General features: G+C 66.7%; 13 protein-coding genes. 7 read left to right on the forward strand and 6 right to left on the reverse strand.

Features of this window, described 5'->3' with window-relative positions; all coding sequences use genetic code 11:
• Window positions 1-54: 54 nt before the first annotated feature.
• The 4 genes from tldD (at window position 55) to IE113_RS11180 (ending at window position 4028) form a co-directional block, all read left to right on the forward strand.
• Window positions 55-1473, forward strand: a complete 1419-nt coding sequence (gene tldD / locus IE113_RS11165; protein ID WP_189541491.1) for a metalloprotease TldD — start codon at window positions 55-57, stop codon at window positions 1471-1473.
• A gap of 84 nt (window positions 1474-1557) precedes the next feature.
• On the forward strand, window positions 1558-1971 hold the full coding sequence (locus IE113_RS11170; protein WP_189541493.1) for a hypothetical protein: 414 nt from the start codon (window positions 1558-1560) through the stop codon (window positions 1969-1971).
• 153 nt (window positions 1972-2124) lie between these two features.
• Window positions 2125-3375: a cytochrome P450 gene (locus IE113_RS11175; protein WP_189541495.1), complete on the forward strand. Its 1251-nt coding sequence runs from the start codon at window positions 2125-2127 to the stop codon at window positions 3373-3375.
• Window positions 3375-4028 (forward strand): TetR/AcrR family transcriptional regulator, encoded by a 654-nt coding sequence (locus IE113_RS11180; protein ID WP_189541496.1) that lies wholly within the window; start codon window positions 3375-3377, stop codon window positions 4026-4028. The genes IE113_RS11175 and IE113_RS11180 overlap by 1 nt, the downstream gene beginning before the upstream one ends.
• Before the next feature lie 68 nt (window positions 4029-4096).
• On the opposite strand, the gene IE113_RS11185 is transcribed toward IE113_RS11180, so the two are convergent.
• Window positions 4097-5239 (reverse strand): FAD-dependent monooxygenase, encoded by a 1143-nt coding sequence (locus IE113_RS11185; RefSeq protein WP_189541498.1) that lies wholly within the window; start codon window positions 5237-5239, stop codon window positions 4097-4099.
• Window positions 5240-5456: 217 nt separating this feature from the next.
• Here IE113_RS11185 and IE113_RS11190 point away from each other — a divergent pair, with 217 nt between their 5' ends.
• Window positions 5457-6467 (forward strand): LysR family transcriptional regulator, encoded by a 1011-nt coding sequence (locus tag IE113_RS11190; protein ID WP_229822302.1) that lies wholly within the window; start codon window positions 5457-5459, stop codon window positions 6465-6467.
• Window positions 6468-6547: 80 nt separating this feature from the next.
• On the opposite strand, the gene IE113_RS11195 is transcribed toward IE113_RS11190, so the two are convergent.
• The 4 genes from IE113_RS11195 to IE113_RS11210 form a co-directional block, all read right to left on the reverse strand.
• Entirely contained in the window at window positions 6548-7342 is a 795-nt protein-coding gene (locus IE113_RS11195; protein ID WP_189541500.1) for a cyclase family protein, read from the reverse strand.
• Window positions 7343-7478: 136 nt separating this feature from the next.
• Window positions 7479-8792 carry a xylose isomerase gene (xylA, locus tag IE113_RS11200; protein ID WP_189541502.1) on the reverse strand — a complete coding sequence of 438 codons (1314 nt, stop codon included), beginning with the start codon at window positions 8790-8792 and terminating at the stop codon, window positions 7479-7481.
• 11 nt (window positions 8793-8803) lie between these two features.
• Window positions 8804-10243, reverse strand: coding sequence for a xylulokinase (xylB, locus tag IE113_RS11205; protein WP_189541503.1), 1440 nt, complete (start codon window positions 10241-10243; stop codon window positions 8804-8806).
• Window positions 10244-10249: 6 nt separating this feature from the next.
• The gene (locus IE113_RS11210) at window positions 10250-11872 is read right to left on the reverse strand and encodes a GMC family oxidoreductase (protein WP_189541505.1); all 1623 of its coding nucleotides are present in this window, start codon (window positions 11870-11872) and stop codon (window positions 10250-10252) included.
• A gap of 127 nt (window positions 11873-11999) precedes the next feature.
• Here IE113_RS11210 and IE113_RS11215 point away from each other — a divergent pair, with 127 nt between their 5' ends.
• Both IE113_RS11215 and IE113_RS11220 read left to right on the forward strand, forming a co-directional pair.
• On the forward strand, window positions 12000-12380 hold the full coding sequence (locus IE113_RS11215) for a C-glycoside deglycosidase beta subunit domain-containing protein (protein ID WP_189541507.1): 381 nt from the start codon (window positions 12000-12002) through the stop codon (window positions 12378-12380).
• Window positions 12381-12399: 19 nt separating this feature from the next.
• Window positions 12400-13395 (forward strand): sugar phosphate isomerase/epimerase family protein, encoded by a 996-nt coding sequence (locus tag IE113_RS11220; RefSeq protein ID WP_189541509.1) that lies wholly within the window; start codon window positions 12400-12402, stop codon window positions 13393-13395.
• Between the two features lie 45 nt (window positions 13396-13440).
• Here IE113_RS11220 and IE113_RS11225 read toward each other — a convergent pair whose 3' ends face one another.
• A complete protein-coding gene (locus IE113_RS11225) occupies window positions 13441-14307 on the reverse strand; it encodes an alpha/beta hydrolase (protein ID WP_189541511.1) in 867 nt (288 codons plus the stop codon).
• Window position 14308: the final 1 nt, after the last annotated feature.

The following is a 14308-nucleotide window of genomic DNA, read 5'->3' on the forward strand; positions in this document are numbered from 1 at the left end:
ACCGGCCCGTGCCCCCGCTCTGGCACTTCCTGATGCAGCCCCTATATTTGGGGTATGACCACGCTTGATCCGCGCTCGCTCCTTTACCGCCAACTCGATCCTGCCGAGGCGCAGGCGATTGCCCGCGATACGCTGGCACGCTGCGATGATGGCGAACTTTACCTGCAATTCATCGCGGCCGAGACGTTCGCGTTCGACGACGGGCGGCTGAAAACCGCCGATTATTCGCGTGATGCGGGCTTTGGCCTGCGCGGCGTGTCGGGCGAGATGACCGGGTTTGCCCATGCCAACGAAATCAGCGCCGCCGCGATCCGCCGCGCCGGCGAGACGTTGCAGTTGCTCGATCCGGCCAAGGGCCAGCCTGCCCCGCCGCCGCGCCTCAACAACCGGCACCTCTATACCGATGCCTCGCCGCTGGACCTGATCCCCTTCGCGCAGAAAGTGGCGCTGCTGGAAACCATCGACGCGGCGGCCCGCGCGCGCGATCCGCGCGTGGCGCAAGTCTCGGCCAGCCTGTCGGCCAGCTGGTCGGTGGTGGAAATCGTCCGCGCTGATGGCTTTGTTGCCACCGATGTGCGTCCGCTGGTGCGACTGAATGTCTCCATCGTGGCAGAGCAGAACGGGCGGCGCGAAACCGGCAGCTTCGGCATGGGCGGGCGGCGGCTCTATGATGATCTGTTCGCGCCCGAAACGTGGAACCGCGCGATCGATACCGCGCTGGCGCAGGCGCTGACCAATCTGGAAAGCGTTGCTGCCCCGGCGGGTGAAATGACCGTGCTGCTCGGCCCCGGCTGGCCCGGCGTGCTGCTGCACGAAGCGGTCGGGCACGGCCTCGAAGGCGATTTCAACCGCAAGGGCACCAGCGCATTTTCCGGCCGGATCGGTGAGCGCGTCGGCGCGCCGGGCGTGACAGTGGTGGACGATGGCTCCATCGCCGCGCGGCGCGGATCGCTGTCCATCGACGATGAAGGCACGCCCACGCAGGAAACCGTGCTGATCGAGGACGGCATCCTGAAAGGCTACATGCAGGACCGGCTGAACGCCCGGCTGATGGGGGTGGCCCCCACCGGCAACGGACGGCGTGAAAGCTATGCCCATGCGCCGATGCCGCGCATGACCAACACCTTCATGAAGGGCGGGAACGACGATCCCGCCGAACTGCTCAGCCGCATGAAGTCCGGCATCTTTGCCAAGAGCTTTGGCGGCGGGCAGGTCGATATCGTGTCGGGCAAGTTCGTGTTCAGCTGCACCGAGGCCTATCTGGTCGAGAACGGCAAGCTGGGCGCGCCGATCAAGGGCGCGACGCTGATCGGCGATGGCCCGACCGTGCTGACCCGCGTGCAGGGTATCGGCAACGACATGGCGCTGGACGAAGGCGTGGGCGTGTGCGGCAAGGGCGGGCAAAGCGTGCCGGCCGGGGTGGGCCAGCCGACCCTGCTGGTTGCGGGGTTGACGGTGGGCGGCACGGCCTGATCGCGGCGCTCCCGGACAATCCGTCAGCCGCCGTTCAGGCAACCGTGCTATCGTCCGCCGGAATTGAGAGAAGGAGACAGGATCATGCGCAGGATTGCACTCGCTCTCGCGTCGGCGGCGATGCTGGCGGGCGGGGCCACGGCGGTTTCGGCCAAGCCCAAGCTGACCCCGCAGGAGCGGCTCGACAAGATGCTGGAAGGGCGTGAGGCGGGCAAGCCGGTCAGCTGCATCAGCACTTACGATTCGCGCGACATGACCGTGCTGGACAAGGTCGGCATCGTGTTCCGCAGCGGCAGCACGCTCTACGTCAATCGGCCGCAGAACGTGGACCAGCTCGATTCGGATGACATCCTGGTCACCAAGACCTTTGGCAGCCAGCTCTGCAGTCTGGACATCGTCCACACCGTGGACCGCACCGGCCACTTCCCGACCGGCTTCATCAATCTGGGCGAATTCGTACCCTACAAGAAGGTCGCGAAAGTCGCCAAGGGCAACTGACGCCCGGCTGCAATCGCGCCGCTGACAGGCCGCCGCCCGGTTCCCGCCGCGCGGCGGCCTTTCGTTTGGGCGCTTGACTCGGACGGCGCTTTGCGGTGATTTAGGGTGAATACCCTAAAAGGCGCAGGTAAGCGCCACCGGGAGAGGACCGCCATGACCCAAGCCGCCACCCTGACGCGCCATGCCGCGCCGCTGGCCCCGATCGATGTCAGCCGTCCTGAAATCTACGCGGAGGATCGCTGGCAGGAGCTGTTTCGCCGCCTGCGCGCCGAAGCGCCGATCCAGTTCGTGCCGGAATCCGATTTCGGCGCCTACTGGTCGGTCACCACGCACAAGCCGATCGTGCACATCGAGGCGCTGCCGAAGATCTTCTCCTCCAGCTGGGAATACGGCGGCATCTCGATCGCGGGCGGGGTGGACAAGCCGACGCAGGGCGAAATGCGCATGCCGATGTTCATCGCCATGGACCCGCCCGAACACACCGCCCAGCGCCGCACCATCGCCCCGTCCTTCGGGCCGAGCGAGGTGGCCGCGATGAAGGCCGAAGTGCAGCAGCGCACGGCTGCCGTGCTCGATTCGCTCCCCATCGGCGAAGCGTTCGACTGGGTAGAGCGGGTGTCGATCGAACTGACCACGGGCATGCTGGCCCGCCTGTTCGACTTCCCGTGGGACGAGCGCCACAAGCTGACCTACTGGTCCGACATGGGCGGCGATGTGGAACTGATGAAATCGCCCGACACCCATGCCATGCGCAATGCCGCGCTGGGTGAAATGGGCGCAGCCTTTGCCGCGCTGTGGCAGCAGAAGGCCGCCAATCCGGGCAAGGACCTGATTTCGGTCATGCTGCGGTCTGACGCGATGAACCACATGAGCGAGCAGGAATTCATGGGCAACCTGATCCTGCTGATCGTGGGCGGTAATGATACCACCCGCAATTCGATGTCGGCCTTTGCCTATGGCCTGTCGCAGTTCCCGGATGAACGCGCCAAGCTGGAGGCGAACCCGGACCTGATCCCCAACGCGGTGCAGGAACTGGTGCGCTGGCAGACCCCGCTGGCGCACATGCGCCGGACGGTGATGGAAGATACCGAAGTCGACGGCGTCGCCATGAAAAAGGGCGACAAGGTCGTGCTGTGGTACATTTCGGCCAATCGCGACGAGAGCGTCTTCAAGGACGCCGATGCGATTCAGGTGGACCGCGAAAACGCGCGTCGCCACTTGTCCTTCGGGTACGGCATCCACCGCTGCGTGGGTGCCCGGGTGGCCGAGCTTCAGCTGTGTACGCTGCTGGAGGAAATGGCGAAGCGGCGCCTGCGCGCCAACGTGATCGGTGAACCGACCCGCGTGCCGGCCTGCTTCGTTCATGGTTACAAGTCGATGCAGGTCGAGCTATCGCGCTATTGATGAAGAAGACCGTCAGTACCCGGGACCGCATCGTCGAGGAGGCCCGGCGGCTGTTCAACGCGCAGGGCTATGGCCAGGTCACGACCGCCGCGCTGGCAGCGCACCTGGGCATGGCCGAAGGCAACCTGTGGTATCACTTCAAGACCCGCGCCGCGCTGCTCGATGCGCTGGGGGAGCGGTTTTCCGAGGCGATCGAGGCGCGGCTGACCTTGCGCCCCGGGGCAGACCCGGTTGCCAGTTATGGCGCATTGCTGCGCGCACTGATGGCAGAGTTCCGGACTTTCCGTTTTCTCTACCGCGACCAGCGCGGATACGGGGAAGGCGCGGCCCTGATCCGCGCCAACGCGCCGCAATGGCTGGAACGGACGTTCGATCAGATCGAGGAACACCTCGCCGCGCTGGTCGATGCGGATCTGCTCGACTGGCCGCGTGAACGACTGCGCGACCTGGCGATCAACGCCACGATCATCCTGCGCTATGGCCTGGAACACTTCCTGGAACTGGGCGAGCCGGGCGGCGAAGGCTCCGGCACGGTGCAGCGTACGCTGAAGCGCCACCTGACCCTGTTCGAACACCGGCTGGCCCCGCAGGCCGCCGCCGCGATCCACGCCGCGATCGAGCGGATCGAGGCGGACAGCGAACTGGCGGCATAGCCTCTTGTCCACTTGCGTGGATGCATCACCGGGCCGGGGGAGCGGGCCGGTGATGCCCTGGACTCCCTTCAGTACGGTCCGTTGAGCCGTGCCAATGCGCCTTCCATCAGCCCGGCCAGCTGATCCGGGCGACCGTGGGCGAGTTGCAGGTTCCCGATGGCAATGCTGGTTTCAACCACATCGCGGCAACGCTCGAACCGGCGGTCTTCATAGGCGGTGAGCGCCTGTTCGGGCGACACGCCCGCGCGGGCCAGTTCCTCGGCCAGCACAATGGCGCTTTCCACCGCCATGCCCGCGCCCGATGCGAGGTGCGGGGTGGTGGCGTGGACCGCATCGCCCAGCAGCACGATCCGGCCGTTCGACCAAGCGCGCGGTTGCAGCACCGCGGCCAGCGGGCGGTAGTTGATCCAGTCTCCCGGGGTCATGTTGTCGCGGATCCACCCGGCATTGCCGCCATAGCCCGCCAGCAGGGCCTGCATCCCGTCGAACAGCTCCGCGTCGGTCATGTAGGTTTCGCGCTCGACGTGCTCCGTCAGCATCCACATGTACATCGAATCCGGGCCGCAGATCGTGATCCCGCAGGGGTTGGCTCCGCCGAAATAGAACTCGCCCATATCCAGCTCGGGCGCCTTGCGCATGGAAATGCGCCAGCAGCCCTGCCCGGTCGGCTGGGCCGGGCCCATGTGCGGAAACGCCAGGTCGCGGACGCGGGAAAACACGCTGTCGGCCCCGACCACCAGGTCGAACCGCGCCGCGCTGCCATCGGAAAAGCGCACGTCGACGCCGCCGTCCACGTTGTCCAGCGCATCGACGGTCAGCCCCAGCCGCACCGGGATGTTCTCGGCGCGGACCGCGTCCTGCATGATCCGGTGCAGCACGGGGCGCATGATCCCGCCGGTCGCGGGCAGGCCTTCCTCGATCACGGGTTCGTCCATCACGCGCAGCACGGTGCCGTTGAACAGGCGGAAGCGCGATGCGGTGGTGACCGCGCCTTCGGCCTTGATCCGGTCGATCAGGCCCAGCTGCGCATAGGCGCGCAGGGTTGGCCCGGTGATGGTGATGCCCGCGCCATAGACGCGCCAGTCGGGGTCAAGGTCGATCAGTTCGACGGCCACGCCTCGGCGGGCAAGGCTGATCGCCGTTGCCATGCCACCAATCCCGCCGCCCACGACCAGCGCGGTGGCGATGCTCTCGATCTTCTCCCGGTTCATGCTGCCTGTCTAGGCGATCCAGCGCGCGAGACCAATCGGAACGGTGGATGCCGCCGCATTGATGCAATCGGAGCGAGTTGCCCCCGGCTGGGGTTATAGCAGGGTGTAGCGGGGGCATTGCTTTGCCAGCGGCGGCGGGTCTGCTAGGCTACGTGCCAGTTACCCCCGCGATCCTGCAACAGACAGATCACGCAACAGACAAGGGGGGGACCGGGAGATGGCAATGCGGTTTGGACGGCTGGACCTCAACCTGCTGGTGGCGCTCGACGCGCTGCTGACCGAGCGGAGCGTCAGCCTGGCGGCCGACCGGCTGTGCCTGTCGCAGTCCGCCACCTCCAGCGCGCTGGGGCGGCTGCGCGAATACTTTGCCGACGACCTGCTGGTGGTGAAGGGCCGCCACATGATCCTGACCGCCCGGGCCGAGGAACTGATCGAGCCGGTCCGCGCGGTGCTGGACCAGATCCGCTCGACCATCGCCATCGCCCCGCCGTTCGATCCGGCCACGGCGGACCGGCAGGTGCGGATCATGGCGTCGGACTATACCACCCAGGTCCTGCTGGCGGATGTGTTTGCCCATCTGGAACAGGAAGCGCCCAATATGCGCTTTGAGATCCAGCCGATGAACACCAACCCGACCGACGCGATCGAACGCGGCACGGTGGACCTGCTGGTGACCATCGATTTCGCTGTCTCGGCCGATCACCCCAGCAAGATCCTGTTCGAGGACGATTACGTGGTGGTCGGCGCGGCGGACAACCCGGCGATGCAGGGGGAAATGACGCGGGAACGCTATTTCGAATCCGGCCACGTTACCGCCCGGTTCGGCCGCGCGCAGCTGCCCGCGTTCGAGGAGTGGTTCACCCGTCGCCAGAAAAAGCAGCAGCGCCGGATCGAAGTGGTCGCGCCGACATTCCTGTCGCTGCCGGGGCTGGTGATGGGCACGCGCCGGATCACCACGATGCACCGGCGGCTGGCCGAACAGATGGTGCGCACGTTCCCGCTGGTGATGCGCGAGTTGCCCTTTGCAATCCCGCCGATCCGCGAAGTAGTGCAGTGGCACATCACCAACAACAACGACCGCGCGCTGCGCTGGGTGGTGGAACGGATGGAGGCGATTGCCCACCACCGGGTGCAGGAACAGGGCAATGTGGTGCGCCTCGATTCGCCGGATGATCTCTTGCGCGATGAACTGGCGGTGCGCTTCCAGGCGGATTCCAGCTCGCGCTGAAGCTTGCAGGTCCGACTTGGCCCGCGATGGTCACCAGCCGTCACCCCGGAACCGGTCCGGAGTGACGGTGAAGTGCCCGCTTAGTCCTCGAAGATCGCGACGGCGCGGGTCCAGCCGGCGCTGGCGGCCTTGATCTTGTGCGGGAAGCAGCTGATCTGGAAGCCGGTGGAGGGGATTGCCTCCAGGTTGTGCAGCTTTTCGATGTGGCAGTAACCGATGTCGGCCCCGGCGCGGTGGCCCTCCCAGATCAGCTTGGCGTCGCCGGTTTCCTGATACTTCTTCGCGGTGTGGACGAATGGTGCGTCCCATGACCAGGCATCGGTGCCGGTCACGCGCACGCCGCGTTCCAGCAGATACATCGTGCCTTCATAGCCCACGCCGCAACCCCGGCTGACGTAGTCCGGCTGGCCCACCGCGCCCCCGGCGGCCGTGTTGACCACCACGATGTCGAGCGGCTGAAGCTCATGCCCGATCCGCTTCAGCTCCGCCTCGATATCGGCGGCAGTGGCGACATAACCGTCCTCGAAGTGGCGGAAGTCCAGCTTTACGCCGCGCTGGAAGAACCATTCCAACGGCATTTCGTCAATCGTCTGGGCCGAACGGGTGTTGCCCAGCGCGCCGTCCTGCTGCGGGTGGTAGTGCCACGGCGCATCGACGTGGGTGCCGCTGTGCGTGGTCAGCTTGACCCACTCCGCCCCGCAAAACCCGACGTCGCCGCCGCGCATTTCATCGAACTTCACGCCGGGAAAGAACATTTCCAGCTCGTTCCGGGTGTCGTTGTGCGCTTCGTAATCGATATGCGGCTTCAGGAACGGCGGGTCGGTGACCACGTCGTTGCACAAGGTGATCGACAGGTCGACGAAGCGGCGGGTCATTGCGGATTCTCCCAGTTTCTTGAACGGCACCACGGCGCGGCCAGACCACACCTGCGGGTTTCACGCGCAGTCATGCATTTACCTTAGCCTGCGCGCTATCCGATAGTATCGATGCCATCCTATCGACGAGAGGGTATCAGAACCGGTTCAGCAGGTTTTCGCACCATTCCTGCCGCCCGGACTGGCCCTGCGGCGCCCGGTTGGAGCGCACCGCGTGATCGGCGACATCGGCCAGCGTGGTGCCCGGCGCGTGGATCATCCGGCCCAGTTCACCCTGCCACCCGGCATAGCGCTCGGCCCGGAAGGTTTCGAGGGCGCCGTCCTCGATCACCGCCGCCGCGCGCAGCAGGGCGCGCGCGATCGTGTCGATCCCGCCGATGTGGCCGTGGAACAGGTCCACCGCGTCGATCGACTGGCGGCGCACCTTGGCATCGAAGTTCCAGCCGCCATTGCCCAGCCCCCCGGCGCGCAGGACTTCCAGCTGGGCCAGCGTGATCTCCTCGACCGAGTTGGGGAACTGGTCGGTATCCCAGCCGTTCTGCGGATCGCCGCGGTTGGCGTCGATCGAACCCAGAATGCCCAGCGCGCGGGCCATCGCGATTTCGTGTTCGAACGTATGGCCCGACAGCGTGGCGTGGTTCGCCTCGATGTTGACCTTCACCTCGTTTTCCAGCCCGAACCGCTTGAGGAAGGCATAGACCGTCTGCGTATCGAAATCGTACTGGTGCTTGGTCGGCTCGTGCGGCTTGGGCTCGATCAGGATCGTGCCGGTAAAGCCGATGCGGTGCTTGTGATCGACCACCAGGCTGAGGAACCGGCCAAAGTTTTCCTGCTCGATCCCGATCTCGGTGTTGAGGATCGTGTCATAGCCCTCGCGCCCGCCCCACAGCACGTAGTTGGCCCCGCCCAGCCGGTGGGTCGCCTCCAGCGCGTCGCGGACCTGCAGCGCGGCCCAGGCATAGACTTCCGGATCGGGATTGGTCGCCGCGCCCGCCATGTAGCGCGGGTGGCCGAACAGGTTGGCCGTGCCCCACAGCAGCTTGCGCCCGTGGCGGGCCTGCAATTCCTCCAGATGGTCGACCGCCTCGGCAAAGCTGGCGCGGAACGATGCGGCATCGTCGGCATCGGCCATCACGTCGACGTCGTGGAAGCAATAGAACGGCACATCCAGCTTTTCGACAAAGGCCAGCGCGGCCTCGCGCTTGGCGCGGGCGTTGGCGGAGTCCATCGGCCCCTTCAGCCAGGGGCGATCGAACGTGCCCGCGCCGAATACGTCGCTGCCCGGCCAGCAGAAGGTGTGCCACATGCACACGGCAAAGCGCAGGTGGTCTTCCATCCGCTTGCCCATGACCACGCGGTCCTTGTCATACCAGCGATAGGCAAGGTCGGAGGTGGCGTCCGGGCCTTCATAGCGGACCGTGGCGAACTCGGCGAAATAGTCAGCGGACATCGGCGTTCCTCTCAGATTGTTTTCAGCGCGCCATAGGCGGCGCGGAATTGGGCCAGCTTGGGGGCAAGGCGCTCGGCCAGCGCCGGATCGGGGGCCACTTCGGCCAGCGTCGCGGGGCGCGGGCAGGCATCGGCCAGGCTGGCCCCGGTCACCGCGATCTGTGCGAGCCGCGCCGCGCCCAGCGCCGGGCCGACTTCACCGCCGTCGAGGTATTCCAGCGTCACCCCCAGCGCGGCGGCGATGATGCTGCCCCAATGGCGCGAGCGCGATCCGCCGCCGATCACCGCCAGCCGCTCGATCCGGGTGCCGGCGGCGGCCAGCGCGGCCAGGCCATCGGCATGGGCAAACGCCACTCCTTCGAGCACGGCGGCGGCGATCCGGCCGGGGTCGGTGTCGTTCGACAGACCCAGCAGCGCGGCACGGATGTGCGGATCGTTGTGCGGGGTGCGCTCACCCGAGAGATAGGGCAGGAACAGTTCCGGGCCGCCCGCCGCACCTGCCGCTTCGGCAGCGCCCAGCAATTCGGGAATGCCCAGCCCGGTGGCCGCTGCCGCCCAGTCGAGGCAGCTGGCGGCGGACAAGTGCACGCTCATCTGGTGCCACAGGCCCGGCAGGCAGTGGCAGAACGCATGGACCGCGCCCGCCGGGTTGGGGCGGAAATCGCGGGTCGCGGCAAAGATCACGCCCGATGTGCCAAGCGAGAGCAGCGCATCGCCATCGGCAATCACGCCGACACCGACCGCACCCGCCGCGTTGTCGCCCGCGCCCGCCGCGATCGGCACGGCGGCCATGCCCCAGCGCAGCGCGGTGGCGGTGCGCAAGGTGCCGGTTGCCTCTGTCCCTTCGTGCAGGCGCGGCATGTGGGCGCGGCTCAGCCCGGTCGCGGCCAGCAGATCTTCCGACCAGTCGCGGGCGGCCACGTCCAGCCACAGCGTCCCGGCGCTGTCCGACAGGTCGCTGGCCTTGTCACCGCTCAGCCACAGGCGGACGTAGTCCTTGGGCAACAGCACGGTGCGGACCTGCTCGAACAGGTCCGGCTCATGCCGCCGGACCCACGCCAGCTTGGGCGCGGTGAAGCCGGGCATGGCGATATTGCCGCTGATTGCGCGCGCGGATGGCAGCGCGGCCTCCAGCTCGGTGCATTCGGCGTGGGCGCGGCCATCGTTCCACAGGATCGCCGGGCGCAACGGGCGATCGTCCGCGCCCAGCAGAGTCGCGCCGTGCATCTGCCCGGCGAGGCCAATCCCTTGCACGCGTGCGCGCATGTCGGCGGGCAGGGTGAGGACGGCGGCATCGGTCGCGGCGCACCAGTCGTCCGGGGTCTGCTCTGACCACAAGTCATGCGGGCGCGATACCGTCAGCGGCGCGCTGGCCTGCGCGGCAACCGCGCCGCGTTCATCCAGCAGGATCGCCTTGACCCCGGATGTGCCGATGTCGATCCCCAGGAACATCGCCGCCTACCCGCGCGCGTCGGCGCGGATCAGTTCGGCGGCGCGCTCGGCCACGGCCATCGCCGGGCCGTTGGTGTTGCCCGAAACCGGCGCGGGAATGATCGAGCAATCGACCACGCGCAGGCCGTCCACGCCATGAACCCGGCAGCGCGCATCGACCACGGAGGTCGCGGCATCGCCGCCCATCGAACAGGTGCCGGTGCCATGCAGCCCGGCCTCGACCATCTTGGCCAGTTCGGTGACGACCGCGGCTTCATCCTGCACGCCGGGGCCGGGCATCCGCTCGGTCCCGATGAACGGGGCAAGCGCCGGGGCGGCCGCGATGGAGCGGAACAGGCGGAACAGTTCCAGCGCCTTGTCCCGGTCATAGGGATCGGACCAGATCGCCGCATCGACCAGCGGCGGCGTGCGGTGGTCGGGCGCGGTGAGCTTGACCGAACCCCGGCTGCGCGGGCGTAAGTGATAGCCAGAGAACGTCAGCCCCGGCTTGTCGGTGATCGGGCTGCCGGGTTTTTCGGCCATTTCGTTCACGGTGCGCATCGCAAATGGCGCGGCGGCAACCTGGAAGTCCGGCCAGTCGGCGCGGCCATCCCGGCTGGCGATCAGCCCGGTCAGCGGCATGCCGACGCGCGCCAGCGGCCCGGTGCGGGTCAGGAAATAGCGCATGGCATTGCGATAGAGCCGCCAGCCGACGAATTCGCGGTTGGTGCCGGGGTGGTTGTGCAGATCGAACGAGACGCCGAACTTCTGGTGATCGGCCAGGTTCTGGCCCACGGCGGGCAGGTCGCGCAGCGTTTCCAGCCCCAGTTCCTGCAAGGCCGCGCCCGGCCCCACGCCCGATAGCTGGAGCAGTTGTGGCGAGCCATAGACCCCGGCAGCCAGGATCACTTCGCCGCTGGCGGCAAAGGTCACATCCTGTCCGCCGCGCTCGCACACCACGCCGGTGGCGCGGCCATCGGCGATCAGCACGCGCTTGACCGCGGTGTACGTCGTGATGGTCAGGTTGGCGCGGCCCCGCACCGGCTTCACGAAGGCTTCGTAGCTCGATTCGCGCTGACCCCAGCGGTCGACGGTGTATTGGCTGCGGCCGACCCCGGTGATCCCCGGCGCGGTGATGTCGCTGACGCGCGGCATGCCTGCATGCTCGAACGCGCTCATCAGCGCATCGAACACGGGAGACTTGTGGTCCGACGGGGTGATCTGCAGTTCGCCGCTGCGCCCGCGCCCCGGATGGGCGCCGGGATCGCGGTAATCCTCGAACCGGGCAAAGCAGCGCGAAATCTCGTCCCAGCCCCAGCCGGTCACGCCGTGATCCGCCCAGCTGTCATAGTCGGCGGGCATCCCGGTCAGATACCAGGTGCCGTTGATTGCCGACGATCCGCCCAGCCCCCGGCCATAGGCGTGCATTTCCTTGCGCATGCCGGGCCGCTGGACCGAAGGATAGGCGCGGAAATAGGCCGGGTTGCCCATGATCTTCACGAACCCGCCGGCCATCTTGATGAAGGGGTGCTGGTTGTCGCCCCCATCCTCGATCAGCAGCACGCGGACCTTGGGATCGGCGCTCAAGCGGTTGGCCAGCACGCACCCGGCAGAGCCCGCGCCCACGATCACATAATCGAAACTGTCCACTTCGCCGGCCCCTCGCCCATCCAAATAAATTTAGAACATCAGTTCGTATTTTTTCAGCACGAGGGTTGACCCTATGTCAAGCACTAAGTAGAACGATGGTTCTAATTGATGCAACGGGAGAGCGAGAATGTTGCCAGTCGAACGGGTGATCGGGGAAGAAGGGCTGACGGCGACGCCCGCTGGCGCGCGGCTGGCGATGCGCCTGCCGTGGTATCGCTCGCTGCCGTTCTCGACCGTCGAAGTCGGCGGTCTGTCGATCGATGGCGCGGTTGTGGACCTCTCCGGCGCGCTGGTCGAATACGATGGCAACCGCTGGCCACTGGCGCAGCTGGGCGAACAGACCAACGCGTTCTGGTTCGTCCGCGACAGCGCGTTTCTGGTGTTGCCGGACGTTTCGGTGACCGCTGGATCGCAGCATGACGTGGCGCTGACCGTCAACGTCAACCCGCCCTACATCCCCGGCATGAAGCGCACCAATCCCCAGGTCGCCACGCTGACCGTGAACTGAGCGCAAGAGGACCCGGACAATGACCAATCCCACCGGCCCGCAGATGGGCGTGACCCTGTATTCCTTCACCAACGAATGGCTGACCCGCCAGTTCGAACTGCCCGGCCTGATGCGCGAAGTGGCGCGCCGCAACCTGGGCCCGAACATCGAGATCATCGGGTTCCAGAACTTCAAGGAATTCCCCGATGTTTCGGACGATTTCGCCGCGCAGTTCAAGGATCTGATCGCGGAAACCGGGCTGAACCCGGTGTCCTGCGCGATCAATTCGGACCGCTTCCTGAAGCCCGGCCAGCAGCCGATCGACGATGCCAGCCTGATCGAATACCACAAGCGCCAGCTGCGCTCGGCCAAGAAGATGGGCTTCAGCCTGGTGCGCTATCAGTTCGCGCTGCCGGTCGAACTGCTGCCCGAAATCGCGCCTTATGCCGAAGACATCGGCATCCGCATGGGCGTGGAAGTCCACGCGCCGATGTGGGCCGGTCACCCGGCGGTGCAGGCCTATGCCGAGATGTATGACAAGCTGAACACCCCGGTGCTGGGCTGGATTCCCGACTTCGGCGGCACCGCCAGCCGCATCCCGGAATCGATGCTCAACGCCGCCCGCGCCGCCGGTGCGGCGGAAAGCCTGCTCGACAAGCTCAAGGAAGTCTGGCTGGAGCCGGGCATGAGCCATGAAAAGGCCGGCCGTCTGCGCGAATGGGCGCTGGCCAACGGTCATGCTCCGCTCCACATCCAGTCCGCCAGCCTGGCGTTCTTCATCCTGTCGAACAACGATCCCAAGAGCTGGGCTGCGCTGGTTGACCGCACCATCCACATCCACGGCAAGTTCTATGGCGTGGGCGAGGATCTGGTCGAGGAAGCCATCGACTATGCCACGATCCTGCCGCTGTTCCGCGACGGCGGGTTCACCGGCACGATCGTGTCCGAATGGGAAGGCCACGCCTATTGCACTGTCGATGCGTTCGAACAGGTCGAACGCCATCAGGCCATGTGCCGCAAGATCCTGGCGGGTTGATAATCAGGACGCGGGGCGGGGGTGATCCCTCCGCCCCGCTTAAACTTAATGCCGATCAAGCCAGGCGATGTACTGGTCGATCCACAGATCGCTGGTCGCGCCCTTGATGCCCATGCCAAAGCCGTGGGAGCCGCCCGAATAGAGGTGGAACTCGGTCTTTTCGCTCTCGGCCAGCCAGGCGCTCAGCAGATCCAGCTTGCCCTGCCGGAACAGCGGATCGTCGACCGCAATCGCCAGGAACAGCGGCGGACGGGGGCCACCCTTCACCACCTGCGTCATCGGCGGATAGATCAGCGCGACGTTCTCGGCCAGTTTGGCCTCGTCCTTCCATTCCAGCAGACGGATCGTCGTGCGCGCGCCGGCGGAAAAACCGACCACGCCGATCTGCGCCGGGTCCAGCCCGCGCTTGGCTGCTTCGCCGTGGACCATCCGCACGGCGGCGGCGAGATCGTCGACGGCGGGCGGGTTGTCTTCCAGTTCGCGCTGGCCAAGGTTGCCGAACAGCTGCGCCATCTTCGCCATGTAGGCGCCAGCCTCGCGCGGGGTTTCGACCGTGCGATACTTCACCACGAACGCGCTGTAACCGTGCGCGGCCAGCGCATCGGCCACGCGGAACCCTTCCTGCTCGATCGACACGAACTGATAGCCGCCGCCCGGCACCACGATCACCGACTTGCCGTTGGCCTTGCCGGGCTTGGGCAGCACCGGATAGACCGCCGGGCAGGTGACGTTGCGGACGTTGATCTGCTCGAACATCCGCTCCCACTGCTCCGCCCCGGTGCAGGGCGCGCCAAGCGGCACCGCCGGGCGGCGGACCGGGCCGACCTCCTCGGGTGCGGGCATTTGCCCCGGGGCGGATGTGCCCAGCGTCAACGCGGCGAGCGGCAGCAGGGCGGATTTCAGCAGCTTCATC

It is taken from the genome of Novosphingobium arvoryzae (genome assembly GCF_014652615.1).
In the GTDB taxonomy this organism is placed as follows: Bacteria; Pseudomonadota; Alphaproteobacteria; order Sphingomonadales; family Sphingomonadaceae; genus Novosphingobium; species Novosphingobium arvoryzae.